We start from the raw sequence: 25381 nt of genomic DNA, 5'->3' as shown, positions 1-25381 counted from the left end.
GCGGTCATTTCTCTGTACTTTTCGCCGACAGCGAAGCGGCGACTCCCTCGAGGTCCGGCGTCGGGTTCGCCTCCATGAGTTCGAGTCGCCCCGTCGCCTCGAGGACCCGAAGCGCGTACAGGTTTCGAAACGCCGGTAGCTGTCTCCAGGCGTCGTCGCTCACGATGGCGTCCCAGGCCAGCGGGTGGTTCCCGCGTTCGGTCCACCCCGCGCGGGGAACCTGAAACGGCGGCGCCCAGTCGCCGCCGCGCTCGGTGAACTGCCTCGCGGGGGTATGTCGACAGAGCGAGAGCAGCCGGTCGGTGGGCGGCAGGCTCCGATCGGTGAGTCCGCTCCTGCCGGCCGGCACGTCCGCCGCTCGTCCGTAGTACTCGCGTGCGAGATCGGCGTGAGCTCCCTTCCCGCGGCGGGACTCGAGGCCGACGCGCTCCCACGCGCGGACGTAGACAGGGTCCCAGAGCGGCAGCCACCAGTCGACGCCGCAGTCCTCGTACACCCGCAGGTCGCCGGCGGTGAACGTCGCCATCCGGCCGCGCCACTCCCAGCGTTCGTAGGCCGCCGCGGCGGTAGCGGGATCTACGATCGCGGCCGGATCGCGACCCCCGAGCAACCCCCTGCGAATTCGGTCGCGAACCGCGGCGTCGAACGCCTCGTCCCCTTCCTCCCGATCCCAGAGTACGTAGTGGTTCTCGAGGACGTACTCCACGAGCCCCTCGAGCGACGGCTCGACCAATTCGCCCGACTCCGCCGCCACCACGTCTGCGTCGACGGCCTGTCCGCAGCCGACATCCCCCCGACTTCCGGTGGAACGCGCCTCGAGTTCGCTGGCGAAGGGCGGCAGTCGCTCACTCGGCGTTGCGACGGTGTGACCGGGACAGTAGAGGGCGTCTCGAGGGAGCCGCCCGGCCTCGAGCAGCCGCCGGAGCGCGGGCCACTCGGCGAGAAACGGGAGGGCGTCGCCGCCGAACGCCCGGTGGCGGTACCGTTTTCCCGGAGAGCCGTGATACAGTTCCCGCCACAGCTCTCGGTCGTACTCGTAGAACTCCCAGCGGATGCCGAGACGGGCGGCGACCTCGCGGCTCACCTCCACGTCGGGGTGGCCCGACCGGCCGAACGTGTAGGCGATCACCTCGCGCCCGCGGGCGACCAGCGCGGCCGCGAGCAGGCGCGAGTCGTAGCCGCCCGAGAGTGGGACGACCACCGGTCGGCCGCCGGCGACGGCCTCGAGACGGTCGAGAGCGGTTTCGAACGCGGCCTCGAGAGACGGCCGCTCGCCCCCCTCACGGGGGCCGGTCGGCCAGTACTCCCGGTACGTCCTCCGGACCGGTTCGGACCCCGACTCGAGCGCCACGACCTCGCCCGGATGAGTCGCGTACACGCCCCGCCAGATCGTCTCCGAGCCGGTCACGTAGCGCGTGAGGACGAACTCGCTCTCCGTGATCGGGTCGCGCTCGGCTCCGATCGCGTTGCGGACAACGCGCCCGCGATCGCTGACCACGGAGCCGGCCGCGTCGTAGTAGAGCGGGACCGACCGCGTGGCGTCCGCGATCAGGTACCGCGTTCCGTCGGCGTCGAGAACGGCTCCGTAAAACCCCTCGAGGTCGCTGGCGATGGCGGCGACGCGCTCGATTCCACCCGCCTCGAGCGCACTCGCGAACCGACCGGCGAGCGTTGGGCCCTCGAGAAGTCGATCGCCGTCGAACGCCCGGCCGCGGACCGCGGCCGCCGACACGCGGGTCCAGCCGTCGGCGCGGAGGGCCAGTTGCATACACGTCCGTGGCCGGAGCGAGTACTTATACTCCCCGCTGGCTCGAGGCGGCGGCGGGCCTCGCCATCCGTCTCGACCGGCTCAACCGGTCGCCTCGGCGGTATCGCCGGCAACCGGCTCATCGTAAATGTCCGCCACCTCTTCGGCGAACTTCTCGAGGATCACGCGGCGTTTCTTCTTCATCGTGGGGGTGAGCATCTCGTTTTCCTCGGTGAACTCCTCTGGCACCAGCTGGAACTGTTTGATCTGCTCGTAGGACTCGAAGCTCTCGTTGATGCGGTCGACCTCCGTCTGAACCAGCGCCTCGACCTCGGGGTGGTCGACGATGGGTTCGCCATCGTCGGCGTCGACGGCCTCCCTGAGATACTCGAAGTTCGGCACGATCAGTGCGCCGACGAACTTCTCGCCGTCGCCGATCACCATACACTGCTCGACGACCTGGCTGTCGGCGAAGGCGTCCTCGATGGGCGCAGGGGCGACGTTCTTCCCCGTCGAGAGCACCATGATCTGTTTGGCTCGCTCGCGGAACTCGATGTAGTCGTCCGGGCGGATCGTGACGACGTCGCCCGTGCGGAACCACCGTTCGCCGTCCTCTTCGAGGAACGCCTCGGCGGTCTTCTCGGGTTTGTTCCAGTACCCCCGGGCGACGTTCGGCCCTTTGACGAGCAGTTCGCCGGTCTCGCCGTTGGCGTCGAGACTCGCGTCTCCGCTCACGCTCGGATCGACTTTCACCTCGCAGTCGGGCACCGGGAGGCCGATGGTGCCGATCTTGGGCGCCTCGGGCGGGTTGGTCGTGACGACCGGCGAGGTTTCGGTGAGGCCGTAGCCCTCGAGGATGGGGAGCCCCATCCCGTGGTACAGCGTACAGAGTTCCGAGGAGAGCGTCCCGCCGCCGCTGACGAGGAACTCGACGTTGCCGCCGAGGGCCTCCTTGACCTGCGAGAAGACGAGTTTGTCGGCGATGCGCATCTTCGTCTCGAGGGCCGTTCCGGGATCGTCGGCGCGATAGTACTCCCGACTCACCTCGGTCGCCCACTCGAAGATGCGCTCTTTGATCGCCGACTCGCTGGCCTGCTCGCGGATGGCGTCGTAGATCTTCTCGTAGACGCGGGGGACGCTCGTCGCCGTCGTCGGTCCGACGAGCTGGAAGTCCTCCTTGAGCGTGTCCGAACTCTCGGCGTAGGCGACGCAGGCGCCGGAGGCGAACATCAGGAAGTGACCGGCGGTGCGCTCGAAGACGTGCGCCAGCGGCAGGAACGACACCGTCTGCGTGTCGGTGTCGATCGCCGGCATATCGTCGGGCTTGTCCGGCCGCGGGCCGTAGCGTCGATACACCTGGTTGACGTTCACGCGGAAGTTCCGGTGAGTGAGTTCGACCCCCTTGGGTTGGCCCGTGGTGCCGCTCGTGTAGATCAGGCTCGCGAGATCGTCCGGCTCCGGTTCGTCGAGCCAGCCCCGGTAGCGCTCCTCGTCGAACGTTTCGCGCCCGCGTTCGTAGACGTCCGCGAGCGTCAGCACGTCCTCCCGGTCGTCGTATCGTCCGTCGAGATCGTCCATCGAGACGACGAACTCGAGGTCGCTCTCGACGGACAGCACCCGTTCGGCGAGTTCGGCGTTCTCGACGACGACGCCGGTCGCGTTCGGATCGGAGAGCAGATACCGGACCTGATTCGGCGAAGAGCTCCGGTAAATCGTCGTCACGACCGCGCCGGCGGCGAGTAGCGCGAAGTCGGACTGGGCCCACTCCATGCGGGTGTCGGCGAACATGGCGACGCGGTCGCCTGCTCCGACGCCCAGGTCACGAAAGCCGGCGGCGAGGTGGCGAACGATCTCGCGCATCTCGGCGTAGGAGAGGACCACGAACTCGCCCTCGAGCGCCGGATCGAACGCCATCCCGGCGAGCGAGCGGTCGTAGATCCCGCCCTTGTACCGCTGGGCTGGCCGGTCGGCGTTGCGGTCGACGGTCTTCTCGAACATCTGCGCGAGCGTGTCGGTCTCGAGTACGTCGCTGTCGAACTCCCGCTCTGCGTCCCTCCAGTCCATGGTTTGTCGTACCAATGCCGCGATCTCTCATGAATTATTCGGCTATTTCCCCTTGCTCGCGGGGTTCGTGGCGCTCGAGGTCGCTCTGTCACCCCGGCTGCGAGGTGACCGCCGCTGTCGGGGTGTACGAGGCCGGTTTCGGCCTCAGTCCGCGTAGATGTCCGCGACGCGCTCGTCGAACGCCCGACGGATCACGCGGCGTTTCTTCTTCATCGTGGGGGTGAGCATCTCGTTTTCCTCGGTGAACTCTTCCGGGACGAGTCGGAACTCCTTAATCTGTTCGTGGCGCTCGAAGCCCTCGTTTATCCGCTCGACCTCTCTACTCACGTACGAGTGGACGCGGTCGTCGACACAGACCGCCTCCTCGTCGTCGGGCAAGTCGATCCCCTCCTCGGCGGCCCACTCGCGGACGCGCTCGACGTTCGGCACGATCAGTGCGCCGACGAACTTCTCGCCGTCGCCGATCACCATACACTGCTCGACGACCTCGCTTGCGGCGAAGGCGTCCTCGATGGGTGCGGGGGCGACGTTCTTCCCCGTCGAGAGCACCATGATCTGTTTGGCCCGTTCCCGGAACTCGACGTAGCCGTCGGGTCGGAGGTGGACGATGTCACCGGTTCGGAACCATCCGTCCTCGGTGAACGCCCGCTCGGTCTCGTCGGGCTTGTCCCAGTAGCCCGGCGTCACGTTCGGTCCCTGGACGAGGAGTTCGCCGACCTCGCCCGGATCACCCTCGAACACCGACTGGTCGACGACCGATTCGTCTACCTCGAGGTCGACGTCGACGAGCGCGGGGCCGATGGTGCCGATCTTGGGCTCCTCCGGCGGGTTGACGGTGACGACGGGGGCGGTCTCGGTGAGGCCGTACCCCTCGAAGATGGGCAGTCCCATCCCGTGATAGAGGGTACACAGCTCCGGCGAGAGGCTGCCGCCGCCGCTGATCAGCATCTCGACGTTACCGCCGAGGGCGTCTTTGACCTGCGAGAACACCAGTTTGTCCGCGAGCGCGTGTTTCCCCGAGAGGATCGGTCCCGGATCGTCGGCCTCCTGGTAGGTGCGGCCGACGTCGGTGGCCCACTCGAAGATGCGCTCCTTGGCCCCGGATTCGCTGGCCTGCTCGCGGATGGCGTCGTAGATCTTCTCGTAGACGCGGGGAACGCTCGTCGCGGCCGTCGGCCCGACCGCCCCGAAATCGTCTTTGAGGGTATCCGAACTCTCGGCGTAGGCGACGCAGGCGCCGGAGGCGAACATCAGGAAGTGACCGGCGGTGCGCTCGAAGACGTGCGCCAGCGGCAGAAAGGAGACGGTTTGTGTCGATTCGTCGATCACGGGGACGTCCTCGGCCTTGTCGGGTCGGGGGCCACAGCGCTTGCGAATGCCGTTGACGTTCGACCGGAAATTGCGGTGGGTGAGTTCGACGCCCTTGGGCTGGCCCGTGGTGCCGCTCGTGTAGATCAGACTCGCGAGATCGTCCATCGCGGGGGCGTCGACGCGCTGCTCGTAGGCCTCGAGGTCGAACGTCTCTTCACCGCGCGCGTAGACGTCCGCGAGCGTCAGCACGTCCTCGCGGTCGTCGTAGGCGCCGTCGAGGCGGTCCATCGAGACGACGAACTCGAGGTCCAGACCGTCCGACACCTCGAGTACCCGCTCGACGAGGTTGGCGTTCTCGACGACGACGCCGGTCGCGTTCGGATCGGAGAGCAGGTAGCGGACCTGCTCGGGCGAGGAACTCTCGTAGACGGTGGTGACGACCGCGCCGGCGGCGAGCAGCGCGAAGTCGGACTGGGCCCACTCCATGCGGGTGTCGGCGAACATGGCGACGCGGTCGCCGGTGTTCACGCCGAGGTCACGAAAGCCCGCGGAGAGCGTGCGGACGATCTCGCGCATCTCCGCGTAGGAGATCGCTCGAAACGTATCGGGAGCGGCGGCGGCGAGCGCCGTATCGGTGAGCGAGCGGTCGTAGATCCCGCCCTTGTATCGCTGGGCCGGCCGGTTCGCGTACCGCTCTGCGGCGTCCTCGAACAGCCGTCCCAGCGTCGTCTCCCCGATAACCGCGTCCGTGTACTCCCGTTCGGCGTCCCGCCAGTTCATATTCCCGTGACAGTACCTCCCGTGCGATAAAACGTGAGGGAACGCCTCGCCCGCGGGGTGGGGTTTATTCGCTTGCCGCTCGCGATCCGGTGAGAACTGCTGGCCGGGAGGGGCCCGATTTCAGGCCGTATTCAGCTGCCCGCCGTCGACGACGATCGATTCGGCGGTGACGTAGCTCGCCAGATCGCTCGCCAGAAACGTCGCGACGTTGGCGACGTCCTCGGGAGTCCCGAACCGCCGGAGCGGGATCGCCTCTCTCGTCTCCTCGCCCTCCTCGGTGCCGACGATGGGGAAGTCGCTGCGCGTCATCTCGGTTTCGATGACGCCCGGATGGATCACGTTCGCCCGGATGCCGTGCGGACCAAGTTCGGCCGCCAGGCCGTAAGTGAGCAGGCGAATGCCGCCTTTCGCCGCGTTGTACGGAGTGATGTTCGCGTAGCCGACCATCCCGGCGACGCTCGACATGTTGACGATGCTGCCGCCCTCGCCACGATCTATCAGCCGCTCGGCGGCGACCTGGCACCCCGTATACACTCCATCGAGGTTTATCGAACGGAGTCGTTCGTACTCCTCGAGGTCGACGTTCTGGATCGGCGCGACGGGGCCAACGATGCCCGCGTTGTTCACCATCACGTCCAGCCCGCCGAACTCCTCGGCGGCGTCGACGGCCGACTCGAGGTCCCCTCGCTCGGTCACGTCGCACTCGACGAACCGCGTGTCGGCGCCGGTCTCCGCCGCGACCCACTCGTGGGTCGGTGTGCCCTCCTCTCGAGGAGCCTCCTGGACGTCGGCGACGACGACGCTCGCCCCGTGGCGGGCGTAGGTGTGGGCGATTTCGCGGCCGATACCGCTGGCTGCGCCGGTGATGACGGCGGTTTTGCCGGAGAGCAGTTCTGGCATAGCCGCTGTACGGGACGTCGCCCCAAGATAGTTGTACGCCGTCTCCTGATCAGTCGGTCGCGGTAACTGATTGGTAGTCCGACCCTGTTTCACGCGATAGAAACGTACTTACTGGCAGACACGTACTCTGAGACGATGACTCACTCGCTCAGAACGTACGCCGTCCCGACCGCCGTCTACCTCGGTTCGGTCATCCTGGTCGGCGTGCCCGCGTTTCTGGTTCTCACCGGCGTTTTTATCGGCGGTCTCGAGGCCGTCGGTCTCGGTGCGGTCGCCGACGGAGCCGCCGGTCTCCTCGTCGTCGCCGCGGCGTTCCTGTGTGCGCTCCAGCTCGCCGTCGAGGCGGCAGCGGTTCGACTGCACGGTACCGCCGCCCTCAGGCGCGGTGGTCGCCTGACGACGGTGCTCCGATACGTGCTGTTCGGCACCGTCACGCTGGCGTTTCTCGGGGTCGGCGCCTGGTTCGGTCTCGGCGCGACGGGGTGGGCGCTCGAGCGAGCCGACGCGCCGACGCTCGTCATCGGCGTCGCAATCCTTCTGGCCGTTGGGGTCGCGCTCTACCGCGGGGGAACGGCGTTTCTCGCCGGCTATCGCTCGAACGAAACCTGACCCGGTTCGCTACTCCTCTCGGTCGCGGTAGTCGAGATAGCCGAGGACGCCCCGGACGTTCATCGCCGTCTCGGCGCGGGCCTTGCGCTCGCCCCAAACCGCGTCCGTCTCCGTCTCGCTCGAGAGTGTTTCGATCACCGCATCGTCGTCCTCGAGGTCGTCGCGCATCGCCTCGACCTCGTCGACCCACTGGGTGAGGACCCGCTTGTACTCGTCGAGGGCGTCCGCAACCTGGTCGCCGGCCTCCCGTGGACCGAAGTGGGGATAGAGCAAGACCTCGGGGTCGAGTTCCGTGATCGTCTCCACGTCCTCGAGACAGCCCTCCAGATCGAACTGCGAGGGCGGGGAGGTTTCCCTGATCCGCTCGAGGGAGGGAATCCAGATGCCGGCGGCGTCGGCGGTGAACACCGCGTCGTTTTCGGGATCCTCGAAGACGACCTGGTGGGGGGCGTGACCCGGGGCCTCGTGGACCCGGAGTTCGTGGGTTCCGAGGTCGAACGTATCGCCGTCGCCGATCTCGACGATCCGTTCTTCGGGCACCGGCTTCGGCTCGGCGTAGAACTCCCACTGGTCGCCAACCGCCGCTTTGGTTCCCTCGACGAGTCGTTCGGGGTCGACGAGGTGGGGTGCACCGACCGAGGTGACGTACACCTCGGCGTTCGGGCAGGCTTCGGCCAGGTAGCCCGCGCCGCCGGCGTGATCCAGGTGGATGTGCGTCACCGCGATCACCGCGAGCTCCTCCCGGTCGATGCCGACCGTCTCGAGCGCCTCGAGGATTCGGTCGTAGTGGGTGCCGATCCCGGTGTCGACGACGGCGGGGCGCTCGTCATCGAGGACGTAGACCGCGCCGTACTCGCTCGTCTCGTACATTCCCGTGTCGACGTAGTAGAGGTCAGAACAGTCGCCCGCGGTGACTTCCTGAACGTCTCCGATCTCCATACGCACACGGCGTCGGGGGAGCCGATAAAAGCTGGGCTCGCAGCGAGCTGGGAGCCGAACACGGTTACAACCGTCTCGTTCGGTGTCGTAACCCACAGCGATAGGGTAGCGGTTATGCTCACTGACAGCGTATCTGGCTCATCATGGCAACGATCGCAGAGTTTCGGCTGGGGACCGCCGACACCGCTCTCGGCTCGACGCTCGCTCAGTACCCCTCGGTCGACTGTGAGTTCGAACGCGTCGTCGAATCCGACGAACCGGCGATCTGGTTCACCAACACCACCCGCGACACCCTCGAGACTGCCCTCGAGGACGACCCTTCAGTCCGGCGATTCGAGCGGGTCGCCGGCGACGACGGGCGGTGGCTGTACGAAATCGAGGTCGCGGCGGAGTACTGGGACCTCGGCGAACTCTTCCTCTCCCACCGGGGAACGCTGCTCAGTGCGAAGGGGCGTTCCGACGGCTGGGTCCTGCGGGTGCGATACCCCGACCGAGATCACCTGCGACTCACTTACGACGACCTCCGGGAAACCGACGTCTCCGTCGACATCGGTCGAATCTACGATCTAACCGAGGAGTCGTCGCTCGAGATCGGCCTCACGCCCGAACAGTACGAATCGCTCGCGGCGGCGGTCGAACACGGCTACTTCGAGATTCCGCGGCGGGTCTCGATGCAGGATCTCGCGACCGAACTCGGCATCTCCCACCAGGCGCTCTCCGAACGCCTCCGCCGGGCCTACGGCACGCTCGCGAACGCCGAACTCACCACGGCACCCGACCTCGATCCGCCCGAGATGGACTGATCAGCGCGATCAACCCGCTCTCGGCGCGTCCGCTCGATCCGACGTTCGCTCGCGCCTGAGCGCCGAGACGCCGATCACCACGTAGCACAGCCCCAGCAGGCGCGTAACCGGCCTGACCCACGACCGCACCGCAATCTCCTCCGGGTTCCGGTAGGCGAGCCAGAGTGCGCCGTTCAGGAATCGCCGCGGGGCCACGACAGCGGCGACGCCGAGCGGGCCGATCAGTTTCTCGAGCGTCGACGACCGTCTCCCTCGCCGAACGAGCGCGAGCGCAGCCAGTCCCTCGAGACGCGCGATCGGAACGGTCGTCGTTCGAAGGTCGCCGGCGTCGGGGTTCTCGAATGCGAGCCGTTCGCCGGCCGCGATGATCCGTCTCGGGAACAGGAACTCGAGGATCGCGAGCAGGGTCAGGAGCCGTCGCATACCGAACTCGACGCCTGCAAGGGTGAAAAGCGCTTACCTGCGGTCGGAGACGTCCTTCCACTCGCCGATCCCGGACGGATCGAGGTGGACGTGGGCGTCGCCGACGTCCTCGAGGTCGCGAAGCGAATCCACGAGGTCGGTCTCGATGTCGTGGGCCTGCCGGAACGGCATGTCGCCGTCGACCTCGACGTGGACCTCGACCTCGAGCACCGTCCCGTCGTAGTACACCGCCAGATCGTGGACGCCCTCGACGTCGGGGTGCGAGCGGAGAATCTCGGTGATCTGGCCGCGCTTCTCGCTCGAGGGGGCGGCCCCGATGAGGTAGTCGACGTTCTCGCGCCCGATCTCGACGCCCTGGTAAATAACGAGAACGCTGACGAGTCCGCCCGCGATGGGGTCGAGCAGCGGGACTCCCAGCAGCACGCCGAGGACGCCGACGACGGCGGCACAGGAGGTGTAGATGTCGTTCAGGCAGTCCTTCGCGAGCGCGGCGAGCGCCGTCGAGCCGACCTCCTCGTTGACCGCTTCGGTGTAGCGGTAGACGAGGTACATCGTGGCGATCGCGAACGCGAGCGCGACGAGCAGGAGGTAACTCGGCTCGACATCGACCCCGAAGACGATTCCCTGCACCGATTCGTACAGCAGGTTGAGTCCCAGCAGCGCGATCACCGCGCCGACGAACAGCGCGGTCAGCGGTTCGATCCGGTCGTGGCCGTGGGGGTGGGTATCGTCGGGTTCCTCAAACGTGCTTCGGCCCCAGACGAGGACGACGACGCTGGCGACGAGGTCCGCGATCGAGTGGGCCGCGTCGGCGATCAGCGCGACGCTGCCGAAGGCGATGCCGACCGCTCCCTCGACGACGATCTTCGCCGCGTTTCCGAGGATGTTCGCCCACGAGGCGCGAGCGAATCGGTGGCGGTCCTCGGCTCCGTCCATGGCTGGTTTAGATGGAGTCTAAACTTGTGTCTTTTCCTTCAGGGACGAACCGACTTCCGCAACGCTCTTGAAAGTCTCTCGAGTACTCCGGCACAACCGGGCGATGGGACCCGCCTGATCCAACCGCCGGTGCTCGGCTGATACGGTCTGCTGTAACTGTTTACCGCTGTAACCGCAGGACGACTCGCAGTTGCAGCGGAAATGACTTACAGTAGACCGTATGACGGTCCCTGCACCGACCAGCCATGGCAGACGACCACCCCCTCGTTCGACTCGAGACGCTCGCGCTCGTCGGCATCGGCGGTTTCGCCGGCTCTAACCTACGGTTTTTCGCGCTGGGACAGCTTCCGGAGGTCTATGCGGTACTGCTCGTCAACGTCCTCGGGAGCCTCGCGCTCGGATTTCTGGTGTACGAAGCCCAGTACTCGGGGATCGTCGACCGGAAGGCGCGGCTCGTCTTCACCACCGGCTTTCTCTCCTCGCTGACGACCTACAGCACGTTCGCGGTGCAGACGGCGACCGCGGGCGGTCCGCTCCTGGTCATCGGGATCGTCGCCGCGAACTACGGCATCGGTTTCACGGGCGTCCTCGCTGGCCGCGGCCTCGCCCGGCGATTCCGGGGTGATCGGCGGTGATCCCGTTCGATCCGGAACCGGCGCACGTCGTTGGCACCGGCGGCGCGATCGGCGCGCTGTTGCGCCACTGGGTCTACCTCCGCGTCACCTGGGCGGACTTTCCGGCCGCGACGCTCGCCGTCAACGTCGTCGGGAGCTTCCTCTTCGGCGCGGCGGTGTTCGCGGGCGCGGGCGAAACGACGATCCAGTTCCTGGGGATCGGGATCTGTGGCTCCTTTACGACGTTCTCGTCCTTTTCGGTCGAAACCGTACAGCTATGGGAGCGCGGTGACCGTCGGCTCGCAGTGGTCAACGCGGGGGCGAACCTGCTCGTTTCGCTCGCGGCGATCGGTCTCGCCTGGTTGTTCGTGAGTCACGTCTAACCCTGTGGGCGAACTCATATCAGTTCTGCCAGCAAAACCGCCGCGACTCCGCAATAGATCGGGAGCACGGCGAGGGGGCGTCTCACCCGTATCGAATCGGTGGTGCGGTCTTCGGAGGTCGATAGCGCGCACAACGGCAAAGTGGGTCGATGGTGTCATGCTGGTATGACACGAGCACACCGACGACCAACCTCGCTCGTGCCGACTCTCCGTCGGCAGGCGAGAGCGCGAGACTGGAGCGCCGCGATCCGGACGAACACCCTGTATCGGTCCACCTCTGGCGTTCCGCGTGGCGGCCGTACCTCCCCCCCTCTTCGAACAGTATGAGCCGAGCTTTTCTGGCGGTCGGACTCATCGTGTTGCTGTCGGCGATCGTCGACATACTCTGGACGACGCTCTGGGTCGACGGCGGCTCCGGCCCGCTCTCCGCCCGGCTCGCCTCCGGCATCTGGGCCGGTTTGCGACGACTGAGTCAGCACCGCCCTCGAGTGCGTAGCCTCGCTGGGCCGACGATACTCACCGCGACGCTCGCGATGTGGATCGCGCTCATCTGGCTCGGCTGGACGTTTCTCTTCGCCGGCGGTCAGAACGCCTTACTCGACACCCGGACCGGCGAGCCGGCCTCGTGGGTCGGCCGGCTCTACTACGTCGCCTACACGATGTTCACGAACGGCAACGGCGACTACACGCCCAACGGCTCCACCTGGGAACTCGCCAGCTCGTTTACGACCGCGACTGGGATGCTGTTCGTCACGCTCGGCGTCTCCTACGTGCTCTCGGTGCTCGGGGCGGTGTCGGAGAAACGGGCGTTCGCCAACGGCGTCACCGGCCTCGGCGACCGGGGCGAGGCGTTCGTCCGGGCGAGCTGGTCGCGCGGAGACTTCGAGGGAATCGATCTCCCCCTCGAGAGCCTCGCCTCACAGCTCGACCTGCTCGCCGAACAGCACAAGTCCTACCCGATTTTGCACTACTACCACAGCGAGAGCGGCCAGCAAGCGTCGGCGATGGCCGTCCCGATCTTCGACGAGGCGCTGACGCTCTACCGCCACGGCGTCCCCGAAGAGCGCCAGCCGCCGGCGCCGCTGGTCGAGGCCGCCCGCTCGAGCGTCGACAGCTACCTCGACACCCTCGGCGGCGCGTTCATCGAATCCGCCGACGACGCCCCGCCGCAGCCGGACCTCGAGGGCCTGCGCGAGGAGGGAATTCCGACCGTCGGGGAAGCGGCGTTCGCGGACGACCTCGAGGAACTGAGCGAGCGCCGCCGGAAACTGCTCGGAATGATCGAGTCCGACGCGCGTCACTGGCCCCCGCTCGAGGAGGGGGAGTGACGGAGCCTGCCGCCGTGTGCATCGGTTGCAGACTTCCGACACGGTTTTGGCCGGGCGGCGGGAATCGACGGCCAATGCTCGACCGGACCTACCTGCGCGAGAACCCCGAGGCGGTCGGCGCGGCCCTCGAGGAGCGGGGCGCCGACGTCGACCTCGAGGCGGTGCTCACACTCGACGAGAAGTGGCGAAATCGCAAGAAACGCGGCGACAGTCTCCGCCACGAGCGAAACGAGATCAGCTCGCAGATCGGCGAGCTGAAACAGGCGGGCGACGAGGAGGCCGCCCAGGAGGCCATCGAGGAGTCCCAGTCGCTGAAAGCCGAGATCGAGAACGTCGAGGAGGAGGCCGCACGGTTCGAGGCCGAACTCGAGGAAGCGTTGCTCGAGTTCCCACAGCTCCCCGACGAGAGCGTCCCCGTCGGCGCCGACGAGACCGACAACGTCGAGCGCCGTCGCTGGGGGTTCGACGCCCTGCGGGAGCTTCCCGACGAAGTAACGCCCCACTACGATCTCGGGGAGGAACTGGACGTCATCGACGAGGCCCGCGGTGCGAAGACGACCGGCGCCGGCTTCTACTTCCTCAAGGGCGACGGCGCCCGCCTCGAGCACGCGCTGATCCAGTTCATGCTCGAGATCCACCGTGAGCAGGGGTACGTCGACGTGCTGCCGCCGGTGCCGGTCAAGAGCGCCGCGATGCGCGGGACCGGCCAGTTCCCCAAGTTCGTCGACGACGCCTACCGGCTGGGCGGGAGCAACGAGGAGGCGTACGACGACGAGGATCTCTGGCTCTGTCCGACCGCGGAGGTGTCAGTGACGAATATGTACGCCGACGAGATCCTGCTCGACGACGACCTCCCGCTGAAACACCAGGCCTACAGCCCGAACTTCCGCCGGGAGGCCGGCGAGCACGGCACCGAGACCCGGGGCATCGTTCGCGTCCACCAGTTCAACAAGGTCGAGTTAGTGAATTTCGTCCGCCCCGAGGAGAGCGCGGATCGCCTCGAGAGCCTCGTCGGCGAAGCCGAGGAGGTCCTTCGCCGGCTCGACCTGCCGTACCGCATCCTCGAACTCTGCACCGGCGACCTCGGCTTCGCCAGCGCGAAGACCTACGACATCGAGGTCTGGGCGCCCGGCGACGACATGGAGGACGGTCCCGAGGAAGGGGGGCGGTGGCTCGAGGTTTCGAGCGCCTCGAACTTCGAGGCGTTCCAGTCCCGGCGCGCCGGGCTTCGCTACCGACCGGAGCGCCACGAGAGCGCGGAGTATCTGCACACCCTGAACGCCTCGGGGCTGGCGCTGCCGCGGGTGATGGTCGCGATCCTCGAGTACTACCAGAACCCCGACGGAACCGTGACGATCCCCGAACCGCTGCGGCCGTACATGGGCGGCCAGGAGACCATCGAGGGCCACGAGAAGGTCGGCGAGAGTGCACTGGGCGCAGGCGACCGCGAGTAGCGATCTAGCTCACACCGTCGTTTCACCTTCCTGAAGACACTTGTCACGCGGTGCTGACCTGCCGGTATGCACAGACGGACCCTCCTCGCGGCGGTGGGCTCGAGTTCGGCCACGCTCGCCGGTTGTCTGGCCGACTCGCCGTCCGGCGGCTCCGAAACCGAGTCCGGAGACGATAGCGCTCCGACCGACGACGGCGAACCGCCCGTCGAGAACGGAGCCGACTGCGACCGCCAGGAGTCGCTCGAAGAGTGCGGTCGTCTCCTCATCAGCGACGACGACTTTCCCGAAGCCGTCCGGTGTGAGATCGACGCCGCGTTCGAGGACGGCGCCTACGAGGCGGGAGAACTGCTGCTCGAGCGGGCGATGGACGTCGAGAACGCCTACGTTCGCCGGGACGGCCTCGAGTACGAACCGGAAATCGACAACGACGGGGAAATCGTAACGCTTCGGTTCGCCGAGGCCGAGGAACTGACCCTCCGCGAGCCCTACGAGATGTCGATCTGGAACGACACGCCGGAGGAGCGAACGGTGGCCGTCTCGATCACCCGCGAGGGTGAGGCGGTCGTCGACCGGTCGGTTACGGTTCCCGGCGGCGATCGGGAGTCACTCGAGGTCTCGGACGCGCTCGACGACTACGAGATCGCCGTCGAAACCGATAGCTGGGGGACTGAGACGTTCGAGTCCCACCTCGGAGAGTACTTCCGGTTCGATCTGTCCGTTCGCGAGGACGAGATCCGACTCCTCGAGTCGACGGCCGACGTCATGCCCTGTCAGTGGGAGTGACGGGTGCGTATGCGACTGCCAACTGAGAGCGCTGGCAGTTCAGCGGCCGCCTTTACGGATTGTCGGACCCTACGGTTCTACATGGTCACCACACTCACCGCCGAGCGACTCGCCGAACTGCAGGACGAGGGCGAGGCGTTCGCGCTGGTCGACACGCGTCCCGAGGACAGCTACGAAGCCTGGCACGTCGCAGGTGCACGCAACTTCCCGTTCGGCCCGAACGAGGAGTTCGAGGACGACGGCCAACTCGAGGACCTCCGTGAACTCGTCGGCGACCACGACCGGGTCGTCACCATCTGCGCGAAGGGGCTCTCCTCGGGGAACCTCGCGACGCAACTTGCCTCGGCCACCGACGAGTTCGAGGTGCAGGCGGTCGACGGCGGAATGAAGGCGTGGAGCGGCGTCTACGATCACGTCGACATCGATCTCGGGGAGGGCGTGACGGTCGTCCAGATCCAGCGCCGGGCGAAGGGCTGTCTGGGCTACGTCGTCGGCTGTGCCGAAACTGGCGAGGCGGTCGTCGTCGACCCCACGGAAGACCTCGAGGCGTTCGAGACCGCCGCCACGGAACACGACCTGACCATCCAGGGCGTCATCGACACCCACGTCCACGCGGACCACCTCTCGGGGGGTCGACGGCTCGCCGACGACCTCGAGGCGCCCTACTACATGGGCGAACACGCCGCCGAACGCGGCCTCGAGTACGAGTACACGCCGCTCGCGAAAAACGAGGTGCTCGAGGTGGGCGACCTCGAGGTGAAGGCGCTGTACACGCCGGGGCATACGAGCGAGATGATCACCCTGCTTGTCGACGACCGGGCGCTGCTCACCGCGGATACCTTACACGTCGGCTCGACGGGGCGCACCGAACTCGAGTTCAGCGAAGACGAGGGCGAGGAAGGCGCCAGAATGCTCTACGAGACGCTTCACCGGACGATTCTCGCCGAACCGGAGGGACTGGTCGTGCTGCCGGGACACGTCGAGGTCACGAGCGAAGGCGAGTTCGGCCACGGCGCCCCGGGCGAGCCGATCGCGACGACGGTTCGCGACGCGCGCACGGGAATCGACCTGCTCTCGCTCGAGGAGGAGGCGTTCGTCGACCGGATGGCCGACGCGGGCGAGGAGCCGGCCAACTACGCGGCAATCCTCGAGATCAACCGCGGCGCCCGCGAGGAGCCGCCGGAGGACCGGGTAGAACTCGAGCTGGGGCCGAACAACTGCTCGGCGTAGTCCGGTGGTTTCGACTCGCGTCGGTCCGCGGGGTTAGCGCGTGTACGTCTCGAGGCGGCTGATTCGACCGCCCTCGAGCGCGAAGTGGTCGGAAAACGCGAACAGCGCTTCGTCGCCGTCGAGCAGCAGCCCTCGGACGACGGCGCAGTCGCCGTCGACGACCACGTCCTCGAGTTCGTGTGTCGTCTCCGTGTTGGGCCGCTCCTCGCGCATGAACCGGACGAACGCTTCGCGTCCCTCGAACGTCCGGTCGGGGCGGCGCTGGCGGAAGTCGGGCGCGAGCAGCGACTCGAGGTCCTCGTAGGCGTGCTCGTCGAGGGCGTCGTAGTACGCGTGTACAACGAATTCGGCTCCTCCGTCGGCGCGGTCGTCCGATCCGCCGGCCCCTGTCATGGGCGGCCGTTCGGCGCCGGGTGACAGAAACGCTCCGGTCTCTCGAGGGTCGTGTAAAATGCATTTCAAAAACTCGTTTCAGCGAACGGTTTTGGTTCCGGTTGCCGAACCCGTGTGTATGGTAACGACTGACGCGGACTTCGTCGAGGCGGCGACCCTCGAGAAACTCACAGATGAGGGCCGCAAACTCCTGTCGGTGAACGGCACCGCGATCGCGCTCTTTCACCACGAGGGCGAGGTGCGGGCGGTCGACAACCGGTGTCCGCACATGGGTTTTCCCCTCTCGGAGGGCACCGTCGACGACGGCATCCTGACCTGCCACTGGCACCACGCCCGGTTCGAACTCTCCTGCGGGGATACGTTCGACCCCTGGGCCGACGACGTCCAGACCTACCCGGTCGAGGTTCGGGACGACACGGTGTACGTGAATCCGACGCCCGAACGCGAGAAGCCGCCAGCCGAGCACTGGGCCGAGAGACTGGAAACGGGCCTCGAGGAGAACCTGCGACTCGTCGTCGCCAAGTCCACGATCGGGCTGCTCGACGCCGGCGTCGACTACGAGGAGCCGGTGGCGACGACGCTGGAGTTCGGCACCCGCTACCGGGAGATGGGCTGGTCCTCGGGGCTGACGATTCTGGGTTGTATGGCGAACCTGATGGACGACCTCGAGCCCGAGGACCGAAAACGGGCGCTGTACACCGGCGTCCGTCACGTCGCCAGCGACTGCGCGGGCGAACCGCCGAACTTCGACCAGCCCTCGTTCTCGACGGAGGAAGTCGCGTACGAGCGCCTCGAGCGCTGGTTCCGGGACTGCATCGAGGTTCGAGACAGCGACGGCGCCGAACGCTGTCTCCGCACCGCTATCGCGGCCGGCTACGACGAGCGCGAGGTCGCCGGAATTGTCTTCGCGGCCGCGACCGACCACCCGTACCTCTCGGCGGGCCACACCCTCGACTTCGCCAACAAGGCCTTCGAGTGCCTCGAGCACATCGGCTGGGAGTTCGCGGGGGACGCGCTTGGGAGTCTGGTCGATCAACTGACCGACGCGACCCGCAGCGACGAACTCTCCTCGTGGCGCCAGCCGGTCGACCTCGTGGCGCTGCTCGAGGACGTCTACGGCGGGGACGTCGGCGAGACGAGCGGGCTCGAGGAGCTCGCGGCCGAGGGGGCGGGCGAGCAGTGGACCGCTCCCGAGGAGTTTCAGGGGCTGTTGCTCTCGGACGATCCGGAAGCGATCGTCGACGGACTCGCCGACGCCGTTCGAGAGGGCGCGACGACCGAACAGCTAGCCGCCGAAGTCGTCCAGGCGGCAGCGAGGCGGGTCGCCCAGTTCGGGACGGCAAACGAGTTCTCCGACTGGAACACGGTCCACCACACGTTCACCTACGCTAACGCGGTCCACCAGGCGACGCGGCGGACCGACGCGGTGGCGCTCTACCGTGGCGTCTTCGACGGCGCGATGAGCGTCTACCTCGATCGGTTCCTCAACACGCCGCCAACGCCGATCCCCGAAGCGGGCGACAACGACACCGGTCGCGACCCTGACGCGATCCTCGAGAACCTGTTCGGGACGTTCGACGAGGAGGGCGCGGTCAACGAGGCGGGGCGCCTCGTCGCCGAGTTCTTCGACTGCGACGGCGATCCGGCCGCGCTCAAGCGGACCCTCGGTCGTGGCCTGCTTCGCGAAGATGCCGGCTTCCACACCCTCCAGAACGTCGAGGCGGCGTTCCGTCAGTTCGATCTCGCAACCAACGGTGACCGCTCGAGCGACCGTCGGATACCGATGATCGCCACGGCCCGCTACATGGCGGCTCACTTCCCAACCCGTCGGGAAGCTGAACAGACGTTCACGATCGCGGCCCGTCTCAACCGGGGTGAGTCGATTCACGAAGCCGACGACTGAATCGCGGGCGAGCAGTGCACATGTCCACGCTTTATTACACGCCGTCGCGGCTGGAGTCAGCGGCGACTGTTTTCTATCACGACAGTAATGCTTTCCTGAATTTCAGCCGAATTAACGACTCTTTATCTTCGTCTAAATCGCCCTAAAACGAGCAGTAGGGGCTCTCGAGGCGATGAAACCGGTCAAATTTCGTGGACGGTCGCTCGCTTTATGTCTACCCCCTGATCAGGCGGAATTGCATGCGAACAAATCTGACGCGCCGTGAGTGGCTCACGGCAGCCGGAAGCGCTTCGCTTCTGGGTCTTGCAGGGATTGCACAGGGACAGGGCCAGTCGACGTTTGCGAACGTACCGGTTCCCGACGACGCAGGGGCACGGAACCGGCCGACCATGGGGACCGACAGCGACAACCCGACCGCGACCGTCTACGGCAACATCAAGTGTCCGATCACGCAAGCGTTCGTGTTCGGAGAACTCGAGACGATCGTCGACGAGTACGTCAGGACGGGGCAGCTCAACATCGAGTTCGCGAACCTCGCGTACCAGCCAGGGAGTACCTCGACGTACTACATCTCGGGCAGCGACCCGCGAATGGCCGCGTTCGGACTCGGTGTCTGGGACGTCGATCCACAGAGCTACTGGGAGTACTTCGGTGCGGCGTTCGACGTCGCCCCGGGCGGTTACGTGACGTACGACGAGATGGCGGGAATCGCGAGAAATGTCGGCGTCTCGAACGTCGGAACGGCCGCCGACCGCGCCAGCAACGGCCAGTACGACAGTACGGTCGATCGCGCCGCCGGAACCGCACTCGACGTCGGCGTCTCCCAGATACCCCGACTCGCGCTAGGTGGCGACCTGATCGCACCCCACTGGAACATCCAGACGACGCGCACCTGGCTCGACGACCAGGTCGACGACGCGCCGGAGCCGGAACCAGAACCAGAGCCGGAACCAGAACCAGAGCCGGAACCGGAACCCGAGGAGCCGGAAGAGGACGACTCCGAGGAAGAGGAAGAATCCGACGAGCCCGAGCCAGAACCGGAGCCCGAGGAACCGGAAGAGGATGACTCCGAGGAAGAGGAGGAATCCGAAGAGCCTGAACCGGAGCCCGAGCCGGAACCGGAACCCGAGGAGCCGGAAGAGGACGACTCGGAGGAAGAAGACGAGGACGACGGCGCTCCGAACTGCCCGGTCTAACCCGCCACGACCGCCGTACCGACTCGTCTCGTAGTACAGCAGCTACCGTTGACGGGTGTCGAAAACACTCGTCGCCGATAGCACGATCGTTCACTGGAGTGTCGACGACGGCGAAGGGGAATACCGCCGTTTCGATTCTTGCGCGATCACGTTCCTCGAGTGACGCCTCTGGAGCGGCGGCGAATGTCCCGGAGTCCCAGTGTTCGAGGTCCCTCGAGGCGTCGTTCACCGGGATCGATACCGTCGAACGGTCGCTCGCATTCTGGAGAGCCCGTCGCGTGAGCAGCGCGACCCGGAAACCGCGGCGCTTTTCGTACCCGATAGCTACCCTCCGCTGTGGAGTGTCACGTCTACTACGAAGGCGACGACGACCCCGACAAGTGCACGGCTCGCCGTCTCGAACGCTTCGACAAGGCGATCCTCCACCGATCGATGCGTCAGGTTCCGTACGGGGTCGTGCTCAACCCCCACGCCGACCGGGCGCTGTCGCCCGCCGATACCGAGGCCGCCCTCGGAACGCTCGTCGCCCTCGACTGCTCGTGGGAGTCCGCCGAGGAGGCCGCCTTCTCCATGCCGGGCGAGCACCGGGCGCTCCCCTTCCTGGTCGCCGCGAACCCGGTCAACTACGGCCGGCCGTTCCGGTTGACCACCGTCGAAGCGCTCGCGGCGGCGCTGTGTATTTTCGACGAACAGGAGCGGGCGGAAAGCCTGCTCGAGCCGTTCCGCTGGGGCGACACCTTTCTCACCCTCAACGAGGAACCGCTCCGTCGCTACGCGGCGTGTGCGGACTCGAGCGAGGTCGTCGCCGTCCAGGAGGACTACCTGGCCGACGAGTGAGCTGCCGCTTCTCCCGGTCGACGAAAGACCGTTCTCAACCGGTGCGTCGTCGGTCGCTCGGACTCTACAACTCGGCTGTCGGTCGTCGCTGTGATTGGCGGCCAACGATCACGCCGCCGATTCCGACAAGGGCGAGCACGCCGACGACGAGCGGACTGGCCTCGCCGAGGGTCAGTAGGCCGGCGATGAGAAGCGAGAGGATGCCCACCCGGACCATCACGTCTCCGAACGCGGTCGGTCGAAATGCGACGACGAGCAGTCCCGACCCGACGGCGAGCGGGAACAGCGCGGCGACGTTACTGCCTGCGACGACGTATCCCCCAAGAGCGAGCCCGAACGCGGACGCGGCTAGGGCAAACCACAGGTACTGCTCCCGATCGAACTCCATACCTCCGTCTCAAACCTCGGCTACATAGGGACTTCGTCTCCGTACCGCTCTGCGTGCTCGAGACCGCCCAAGATGGGCCATCATCCGCGATTTTTCGTCCGACCGTCCGCCTCGGCCCGGGTGCCGGTAGCGGCGCCCCCCGTTTCGACGGGCGGACGGACCACAGCGGTTAAATGCGCCAGCGCGTAACGAGCGGTATGGCCAGTTTCGACGCCGCCGAGAAGCGGACCCTCGAACGGATGATCTGCATGCGCTGTAACGCTCGCAACTCCAAGGAAGCGAAACGCTGCCGCAAGTGCGGCTACAAGAAGCTTCGCCCCAAGGCGAAGGAAGCCCGCGCGGCCTGATTCCGCGGTTTCTTTCTGTCGACCTGCGGCGTGTCACCCGGCTCGCTCGAGCGCCCGGCTCACTCGTCCGGATACTTCGGCTCGCGGCGCTCCGCCCGCTCGAGCGCCGTCTCCACGATCTCACGGACGTCCCCGTGGAACACCTCCCCGTGACCGGAGTACATGTGTTCGACGGAGTCGGGGAAGCGCTCGAGCAGGCGTTCGATGCTCTCGATGAGCGTTTCGCGCGATTGGCCCGCCATATCCGTTCGGCCGAAGCTGCCGCCCTCGAAGGCGCCGTCGTCGTGGACCACGACATCCCCGCTGAACAGCGCCGACTCGGAGACGAACGAGACGTGGTCGTCGGCGTGGCCGGGCGTGTACACCACCTCGAACGTCTCGTCACCGACCTCGACGGTGTCACCGTCCTCGAGGGCGTGCGTTCGCTCCGGATGGTCCGCGTAGGCGTAGACGTCGGGGCCGAACGCCTCGCAGACGGCCTCGAGCTGGGCGACGTGATCGCCGTGCTGATGTGTGAGAACGATCGCGTCGAGATCGTCGACGTGGTTGCGGATCTCGTCGACGACACCCTCCATCGAGCCGGCGTCGACGAGCGTCGTTCGCTCGCCCTCTACGAGATAGGCGTTACAGGTGAACGTCTCCGCGTTTTCGGTCACGTGGTGCACGGGGTTCATGACTTTTCGCTCACCGCCCGCCGATAAAACGCTGGCGCCCACCCGGGCATAATTCACCTGAGCTGATAGACCGTACTTTTTTGCCTCCAACGCCCCTACGTGGTCCCGTATGGGATTCGGAAGCTACGACGAATCCGAACAGCAAGACATCGACGCCGATTTTGACGACGACGACGCCGTTCAGTCCGAAGAGCACGCACACATCGGCTCCGTCGAGTTCGAGAACGGCGCCTCGAGCGACGAACTGATCAACCGACTCCAGGAGATCAAAGACGACTCCGAGTCCTGACGGGATGAAACCCGGCGTCAGGGCACTGGGGATCGCGGAGTCCTACCGCGGGGACACGAGCACCCTCGCGGGGGCCGTCGTCCGTGCAGACCGCATCGTCGACGGATTCTCGTTTTCTTCGTGTACGGTCGGTGGCACCGACGCGACAGCCGCGGTTATCGATCTCATCGCCCGTCTCGACCGCCCGGATATCCGCTACGTCCTCCTGGGTGCCGTCGCCCCGGCGTGGTACAACGTCCTCGATCTGACCGCGATCCACGAGGCCGCAGACCGACCGGTACTTGCAGTAACGTTCGAGGCGAGCGACGGTCTCGAGGACGGGATCCGGGAGGCGTTTTCGGGGGCCGCCCTCGAGGAGCGTCTCGAGCGCTACCGGGCGCTGCCGCCGCGCCGCGAGCGACGGCTCGACGGCGAACGGCTGTACGTCAGGGCAGTCGGCCTCGAGGCCGAGGAGGCCGAAGCGGTCATCGGGGCGTTCACGCCGGAGGGCGGGCGACCGGAACCGCTTCGGGTGGCGCGACTGGCGGCGCGAGCTGGTGACGAGTACCGCTACGGCACCGGAACCGACGGGTAAGACCGACCCGACCGGCCGAGACCCGAAAGAGGTAGTAGCTGTCCGTCTGAGCCACGGGTATGGACGAGACAGACGCCGAGGACGAGATGGACGGGCTCTGTGTCACCGCCTGTACCCGCTGTCCGGCACTCGTCGACTCGCGGAGTCGGATCGTCAACGGAACCGGTCCCGAGGACGCCGACGTGCTGTTCGTCGGCGAGGGGCCGGGTGCGAACGAGGATCGGGAGGGTGAGCCGTTCGTCGGCCGCAGCGGCTCGGTGCTCGACGACCACCTCCGGGTGGTCGGTCTCGAGCGCGAGGCGGTCCGGATCACCAACTGCGTACGGTGTCGCCCGCCGGAGAACCGCGATCCGAACAAGACGGAACTCGAGAACTGCCGGGGCTGGCTCGAACGCGAAATCGACCTGGTTGACCCCGACGTGATCGTCACGCTCGGGAAGGTGCCGACCGAACACCTGCTGGGGCGGTCGGTCGCGGTGACGAAAGAAGCGGGCACCGTCGAGGAGGTGCGGATCGACGACACGTCACGACGGGTGCTGATCTGTCTCCACCCCGCGGCGACGCTGTACGACCGGAGCCAGGAGGAAACGCTCGAGGAAACGCTTCGGGAGGCCGCGTCGCTCGCGGGCGTGACGAACGACGACGAAAACGGTGCCGGCCAGTCGCGGCTCGGGGAGTTCGACTAGTTCTTCCCGCCGACCCACTTGTTCATGTCGCCGAGATCCCGCAACGACTCGAGAAAGCCCTTCGCCTCGTGCTCGCTCGGCCGCAACCGGGCGCGGATCCGCGAGGAAACCATCTCCACCGTCAGGACGATGAAGATCACCATGATGATTCCCGCGGCGACCTGGCTGAACTGCCGGAACGTCGTCTGGTCGTAGAGGTAGGTTCCGATCCCGCCGGCGCCGACGACGCCCAGGCTGATCGCGATTCGAACGTTGATCTCGAGGATGTACAGGGTCCAGGCGACGAACGACGTCGACACCTGGCTCAGCATCCCGAAGGTGACGACCTGGGGCTTCGTCGCCCCCGTCGAACCGATCGCCTCGATCGGGCCGTCGTTGATCTCCTCGAGTTCGTCGGTAAACAGTCGGCCGAGGTTCCCGACGGTGTCGGTCGCGACCGCGAGCAGCGCACCCGTCGGTGCGATCCCCGTCAGCGGGACGTAGATCAGGATCCAGACGAGTGCGGGAATCGCTCGGATCGTGCTCATCACGCCCCGGAAGATGAAGTTAAACGGGAACGGAACGACCCGTTCGGAGCCGAGGATTCCGAACATCAGCGCGAACGGGAAGCCGATAACGGTCCCGGTGAACCCGATGGCGACGGTCATCAGCGACATGCCGACGATCCCGTCTTGCTCGACCAGGCTCTCGACGATCGACCCCGGGTTCAGCAGGCTCATGAACAGCCCGTCCCAGCCGGTGAGACCCTCGTCGTTGGAGTAGGCGGTGAAGTCGACGAAGTTCGGCGTGAAGTACTCGCTCGTGTACGACCACCAGATGCCGAACTGACCTCTGAGCTCGCCGACGTCGACGCCGATGAATCGGGCGCCGACGTAGGTGAGAAGCAGTACCAGGACGAGCGCGCCGGCGGTCAGTGCTCGCCGGATCGCCAGCTGACGTTCGAGTTCGTCGAGTTTTTGGTCGACGTCGGTGCTCACGCGTCGGTCACCCCGTCGACGCTCGCGGAGCCAGGTTGGGAGTCGTTCGCCTCGCCACCGGCCTCGGTCCCGTTTCGCCCCCCTTCCCCGTAGTAGAGTTCGTCGACGACGTCCATCGTGAGCTCTTCGCTCGTGCCGTCGAAGACGACGCGACCGTCGCGGACGCCGATAAATCGGTCGCCGAACTCGCGAGCGATGTTCACCTGGTGGAGGCTCGCGATCGTCGTTAACTCACGCTCACGAGAGGCCTGTTTCATGTAGCCCATGACGTCTTTGGCCGCCTTCGGATCGAGGCTGGCGACGGGCTCGTCCGCGAGCAGGAGATTCGGGTTCTGGACGAGTGCACGAGCGATGCCGACGCGCTGTTTTTGTCCGCCGCTCATCGAGCCGGCGCGCTGATCCGCCTCTTCGAGCAGCCCGACAGTCTGGAGCGCCTCGAGTGCGGTTCGTTTGTCCTCGCGGTCGTACATCGTGAACAGGCTCTCGAGCAGGTTCGCCCGCGAGAGCGAGCCGGTCAGCGCGTTCCGGTAGGCGCTCATGCTCTCGATAAGATAGTGCATCTGAAAGACCATTCCGACGTCTTCGCGTTTTCCGGTGATGGTCTCATCACCGATCGTGACCGACCCTTCCGTCGGCGCGGTCAGCCCGTTCAGTACGCGAAGGAGCGTCGATTTCCCCGCTCCGGACGGACCGAGCACGACGACGAACTCGCCGGCGGGGATCGTCACATCGACGTCGTCGAGAGCGACGGTGTCCTCGCCGTATATCTTGGTTACGTTGTTCAGTGAAACTGCCGGCATCCTGTGTGAAACT

27 protein-coding genes are annotated in these 25381 nt (G+C 66.5%); 15 read left to right on the top strand and 12 right to left on the bottom strand.

Going from position 1 to position 25381, the window contains the following annotated elements; genetic code table 11:
* Positions 1 to 4 precede the first annotated feature (4 nt).
* From AC6I6S_RS07025 to AC6I6S_RS07010, 4 genes are all read right to left on the bottom strand, one after another.
* Positions 5 to 1768 carry an asparagine synthase-related protein gene (locus AC6I6S_RS07025; protein WP_497949023.1) on the bottom strand — a complete coding sequence of 588 codons (1764 nt, stop codon included), beginning with the start codon at positions 1766 to 1768 and terminating at the stop codon, positions 5 to 7.
* Positions 1769 to 1849: 81 nt separating this feature from the next.
* Positions 1850 to 3811 carry an AMP-dependent synthetase/ligase gene (locus tag AC6I6S_RS07020; RefSeq protein WP_497949022.1) on the bottom strand — a complete coding sequence of 654 codons (1962 nt, stop codon included), beginning with the start codon at positions 3809 to 3811 and terminating at the stop codon, positions 1850 to 1852.
* A gap of 144 nt (positions 3812 to 3955) precedes the next feature.
* The gene (locus tag AC6I6S_RS07015; protein ID WP_497949021.1) at positions 3956 to 5902 is read right to left on the bottom strand and encodes an AMP-dependent synthetase/ligase; all 1947 of its coding nucleotides are present in this window, start codon (positions 5900 to 5902) and stop codon (positions 3956 to 3958) included.
* Positions 5903 to 6022: 120 nt separating this feature from the next.
* Positions 6023 to 6802, bottom strand: a complete 780-nt coding sequence (locus tag AC6I6S_RS07010; protein ID WP_497949020.1) for an SDR family oxidoreductase — start codon at positions 6800 to 6802, stop codon at positions 6023 to 6025.
* A gap of 135 nt (positions 6803 to 6937) precedes the next feature.
* Between AC6I6S_RS07010 and AC6I6S_RS07005 the strand changes: the two genes are divergently transcribed.
* On the top strand, positions 6938 to 7411 hold the full coding sequence (locus AC6I6S_RS07005) for a hypothetical protein (RefSeq protein ID WP_497949019.1): 474 nt from the start codon (positions 6938 to 6940) through the stop codon (positions 7409 to 7411).
* A gap of 9 nt (positions 7412 to 7420) precedes the next feature.
* Here the strand turns inward: AC6I6S_RS07005 and AC6I6S_RS07000 are convergent, their stop codons facing one another.
* Positions 7421 to 8350 (bottom strand): MBL fold metallo-hydrolase, encoded by a 930-nt coding sequence (locus AC6I6S_RS07000; RefSeq protein WP_497949018.1) that lies wholly within the window; start codon positions 8348 to 8350, stop codon positions 7421 to 7423.
* Positions 8351 to 8493: 143 nt separating this feature from the next.
* On the opposite strand from AC6I6S_RS07000, the gene AC6I6S_RS06995 reads away from it, so the two are divergent.
* On the top strand, positions 8494 to 9153 hold the full coding sequence (locus AC6I6S_RS06995; RefSeq protein ID WP_497949017.1) for a helix-turn-helix domain-containing protein: 660 nt from the start codon (positions 8494 to 8496) through the stop codon (positions 9151 to 9153).
* A 9-nt stretch (positions 9154 to 9162) separates the two neighbouring features.
* Here AC6I6S_RS06995 and AC6I6S_RS06990 read toward each other — a convergent pair whose 3' ends face one another.
* Positions 9163 to 9576, bottom strand: a complete 414-nt coding sequence (locus AC6I6S_RS06990; protein WP_497949016.1) for a hypothetical protein — start codon at positions 9574 to 9576, stop codon at positions 9163 to 9165.
* 33 nt (positions 9577 to 9609) lie between these two features.
* Entirely contained in the window at positions 9610 to 10512 is a 903-nt protein-coding gene (locus tag AC6I6S_RS06985; RefSeq protein WP_497949015.1) for a cation diffusion facilitator family transporter, read from the bottom strand.
* 245 nt (positions 10513 to 10757) lie between these two features.
* On the opposite strand from AC6I6S_RS06985, the gene AC6I6S_RS06980 reads away from it, so the two are divergent.
* From AC6I6S_RS06980 to AC6I6S_RS06955, 6 genes are all read left to right on the top strand, one after another.
* Positions 10758 to 11147, top strand: coding sequence for a fluoride efflux transporter FluC (locus tag AC6I6S_RS06980; protein WP_497949014.1), 390 nt, complete (start codon positions 10758 to 10760; stop codon positions 11145 to 11147).
* A complete protein-coding gene (locus AC6I6S_RS06975) occupies positions 11144 to 11509 on the top strand; it encodes a fluoride efflux transporter FluC (protein WP_497949013.1) in 366 nt (121 codons plus the stop codon). Before AC6I6S_RS06980 ends, AC6I6S_RS06975 begins: the two co-directional genes overlap by 4 nt.
* Before the next feature lie 323 nt (positions 11510 to 11832).
* Positions 11833 to 12837, top strand: coding sequence for an ion channel (locus AC6I6S_RS06970; protein ID WP_497949012.1), 1005 nt, complete (start codon positions 11833 to 11835; stop codon positions 12835 to 12837).
* Positions 12838 to 12911: 74 nt separating this feature from the next.
* On the top strand, positions 12912 to 14291 hold the full coding sequence (gene serS, locus AC6I6S_RS06965; protein WP_497949011.1) for a serine--tRNA ligase: 1380 nt from the start codon (positions 12912 to 12914) through the stop codon (positions 14289 to 14291).
* Positions 14292 to 14357: 66 nt separating this feature from the next.
* Entirely contained in the window at positions 14358 to 15074 is a 717-nt protein-coding gene (locus tag AC6I6S_RS06960) for an Ig-like domain-containing protein (protein WP_497949010.1), read from the top strand.
* Positions 15075 to 15155: 81 nt separating this feature from the next.
* Positions 15156 to 16304 (top strand): MBL fold metallo-hydrolase, encoded by a 1149-nt coding sequence (locus tag AC6I6S_RS06955; protein WP_497949009.1) that lies wholly within the window; start codon positions 15156 to 15158, stop codon positions 16302 to 16304.
* 33 nt (positions 16305 to 16337) lie between these two features.
* Here AC6I6S_RS06955 and AC6I6S_RS06950 read toward each other — a convergent pair whose 3' ends face one another.
* The gene (locus AC6I6S_RS06950) at positions 16338 to 16697 is read right to left on the bottom strand and encodes a nuclear transport factor 2 family protein (protein ID WP_497949008.1); all 360 of its coding nucleotides are present in this window, start codon (positions 16695 to 16697) and stop codon (positions 16338 to 16340) included.
* 118 nt (positions 16698 to 16815) lie between these two features.
* Here AC6I6S_RS06950 and AC6I6S_RS06945 point away from each other — a divergent pair, with 118 nt between their 5' ends.
* From AC6I6S_RS06945 to AC6I6S_RS06935, 3 genes are all read left to right on the top strand, one after another.
* The gene (locus AC6I6S_RS06945) at positions 16816 to 18600 is read left to right on the top strand and encodes a Rieske 2Fe-2S domain-containing protein (protein WP_497949007.1); all 1785 of its coding nucleotides are present in this window, start codon (positions 16816 to 16818) and stop codon (positions 18598 to 18600) included.
* Between the two features lie 239 nt (positions 18601 to 18839).
* Positions 18840 to 19796, top strand: a complete 957-nt coding sequence (locus AC6I6S_RS06940) for a DsbA family protein (protein WP_497949006.1) — start codon at positions 18840 to 18842, stop codon at positions 19794 to 19796.
* A gap of 336 nt (positions 19797 to 20132) precedes the next feature.
* The gene (locus AC6I6S_RS06935) at positions 20133 to 20633 is read left to right on the top strand and encodes a DUF367 family protein (RefSeq protein ID WP_497949005.1); all 501 of its coding nucleotides are present in this window, start codon (positions 20133 to 20135) and stop codon (positions 20631 to 20633) included.
* 64 nt (positions 20634 to 20697) lie between these two features.
* On the opposite strand, the gene AC6I6S_RS06930 is transcribed toward AC6I6S_RS06935, so the two are convergent.
* Positions 20698 to 21021 (bottom strand): hypothetical protein, encoded by a 324-nt coding sequence (locus AC6I6S_RS06930; protein WP_497949004.1) that lies wholly within the window; start codon positions 21019 to 21021, stop codon positions 20698 to 20700.
* A 197-nt stretch (positions 21022 to 21218) separates the two neighbouring features.
* Between AC6I6S_RS06930 and AC6I6S_RS06925 the strand changes: the two genes are divergently transcribed.
* The gene (locus AC6I6S_RS06925; protein ID WP_497949003.1) at positions 21219 to 21368 is read left to right on the top strand and encodes a 50S ribosomal protein L40e; all 150 of its coding nucleotides are present in this window, start codon (positions 21219 to 21221) and stop codon (positions 21366 to 21368) included.
* Positions 21369 to 21427: 59 nt separating this feature from the next.
* Here the strand turns inward: AC6I6S_RS06925 and AC6I6S_RS06920 are convergent, their stop codons facing one another.
* Entirely contained in the window at positions 21428 to 22042 is a 615-nt protein-coding gene (locus AC6I6S_RS06920) for an MBL fold metallo-hydrolase (protein ID WP_497949002.1), read from the bottom strand.
* Between the two features lie 109 nt (positions 22043 to 22151).
* Here AC6I6S_RS06920 and AC6I6S_RS06915 point away from each other — a divergent pair, with 109 nt between their 5' ends.
* The 3 genes from AC6I6S_RS06915 to AC6I6S_RS06905 are packed head-to-tail and all read left to right on the top strand — an operon-like array spanning position 22152 to position 23591.
* Complete coding sequence (locus AC6I6S_RS06915) at positions 22152 to 22331, top strand: DUF5786 family protein (RefSeq protein WP_497949001.1); 180 nt, start codon at positions 22152 to 22154, stop codon at positions 22329 to 22331.
* 4 nt (positions 22332 to 22335) lie between these two features.
* Positions 22336 to 22905 (top strand): endonuclease dU, encoded by a 570-nt coding sequence (locus AC6I6S_RS06910; protein ID WP_497949000.1) that lies wholly within the window; start codon positions 22336 to 22338, stop codon positions 22903 to 22905.
* A 59-nt stretch (positions 22906 to 22964) separates the two neighbouring features.
* A complete protein-coding gene (locus AC6I6S_RS06905) occupies positions 22965 to 23591 on the top strand; it encodes a uracil-DNA glycosylase (protein ID WP_497948999.1) in 627 nt (208 codons plus the stop codon).
* Here the strand turns inward: AC6I6S_RS06905 and AC6I6S_RS06900 are convergent.
* A complete protein-coding gene (locus AC6I6S_RS06900) occupies positions 23588 to 24568 on the bottom strand; it encodes a PhnE/PtxC family ABC transporter permease (RefSeq protein WP_497948998.1) in 981 nt (326 codons plus the stop codon). The two genes, AC6I6S_RS06905 and AC6I6S_RS06900, sit on opposite strands and share 4 nt — an antisense overlap.
* Positions 24565 to 25368: a phosphonate ABC transporter ATP-binding protein gene (phnC, locus tag AC6I6S_RS06895; protein WP_497948997.1), complete on the bottom strand. Its 804-nt coding sequence runs from the start codon at positions 25366 to 25368 to the stop codon at positions 24565 to 24567. Before phnC ends, AC6I6S_RS06900 begins: the two co-directional genes overlap by 4 nt.
* Positions 25369 to 25381 lie beyond the last annotated feature (13 nt).

The sequence above is a fragment of the Natrononativus sp. DTA114 genome, assembly GCF_059736515.1.
Note: the sequence above shows the minus strand (reverse complement) of the source record. Positions and strands in the feature narration are given on the sequence as shown.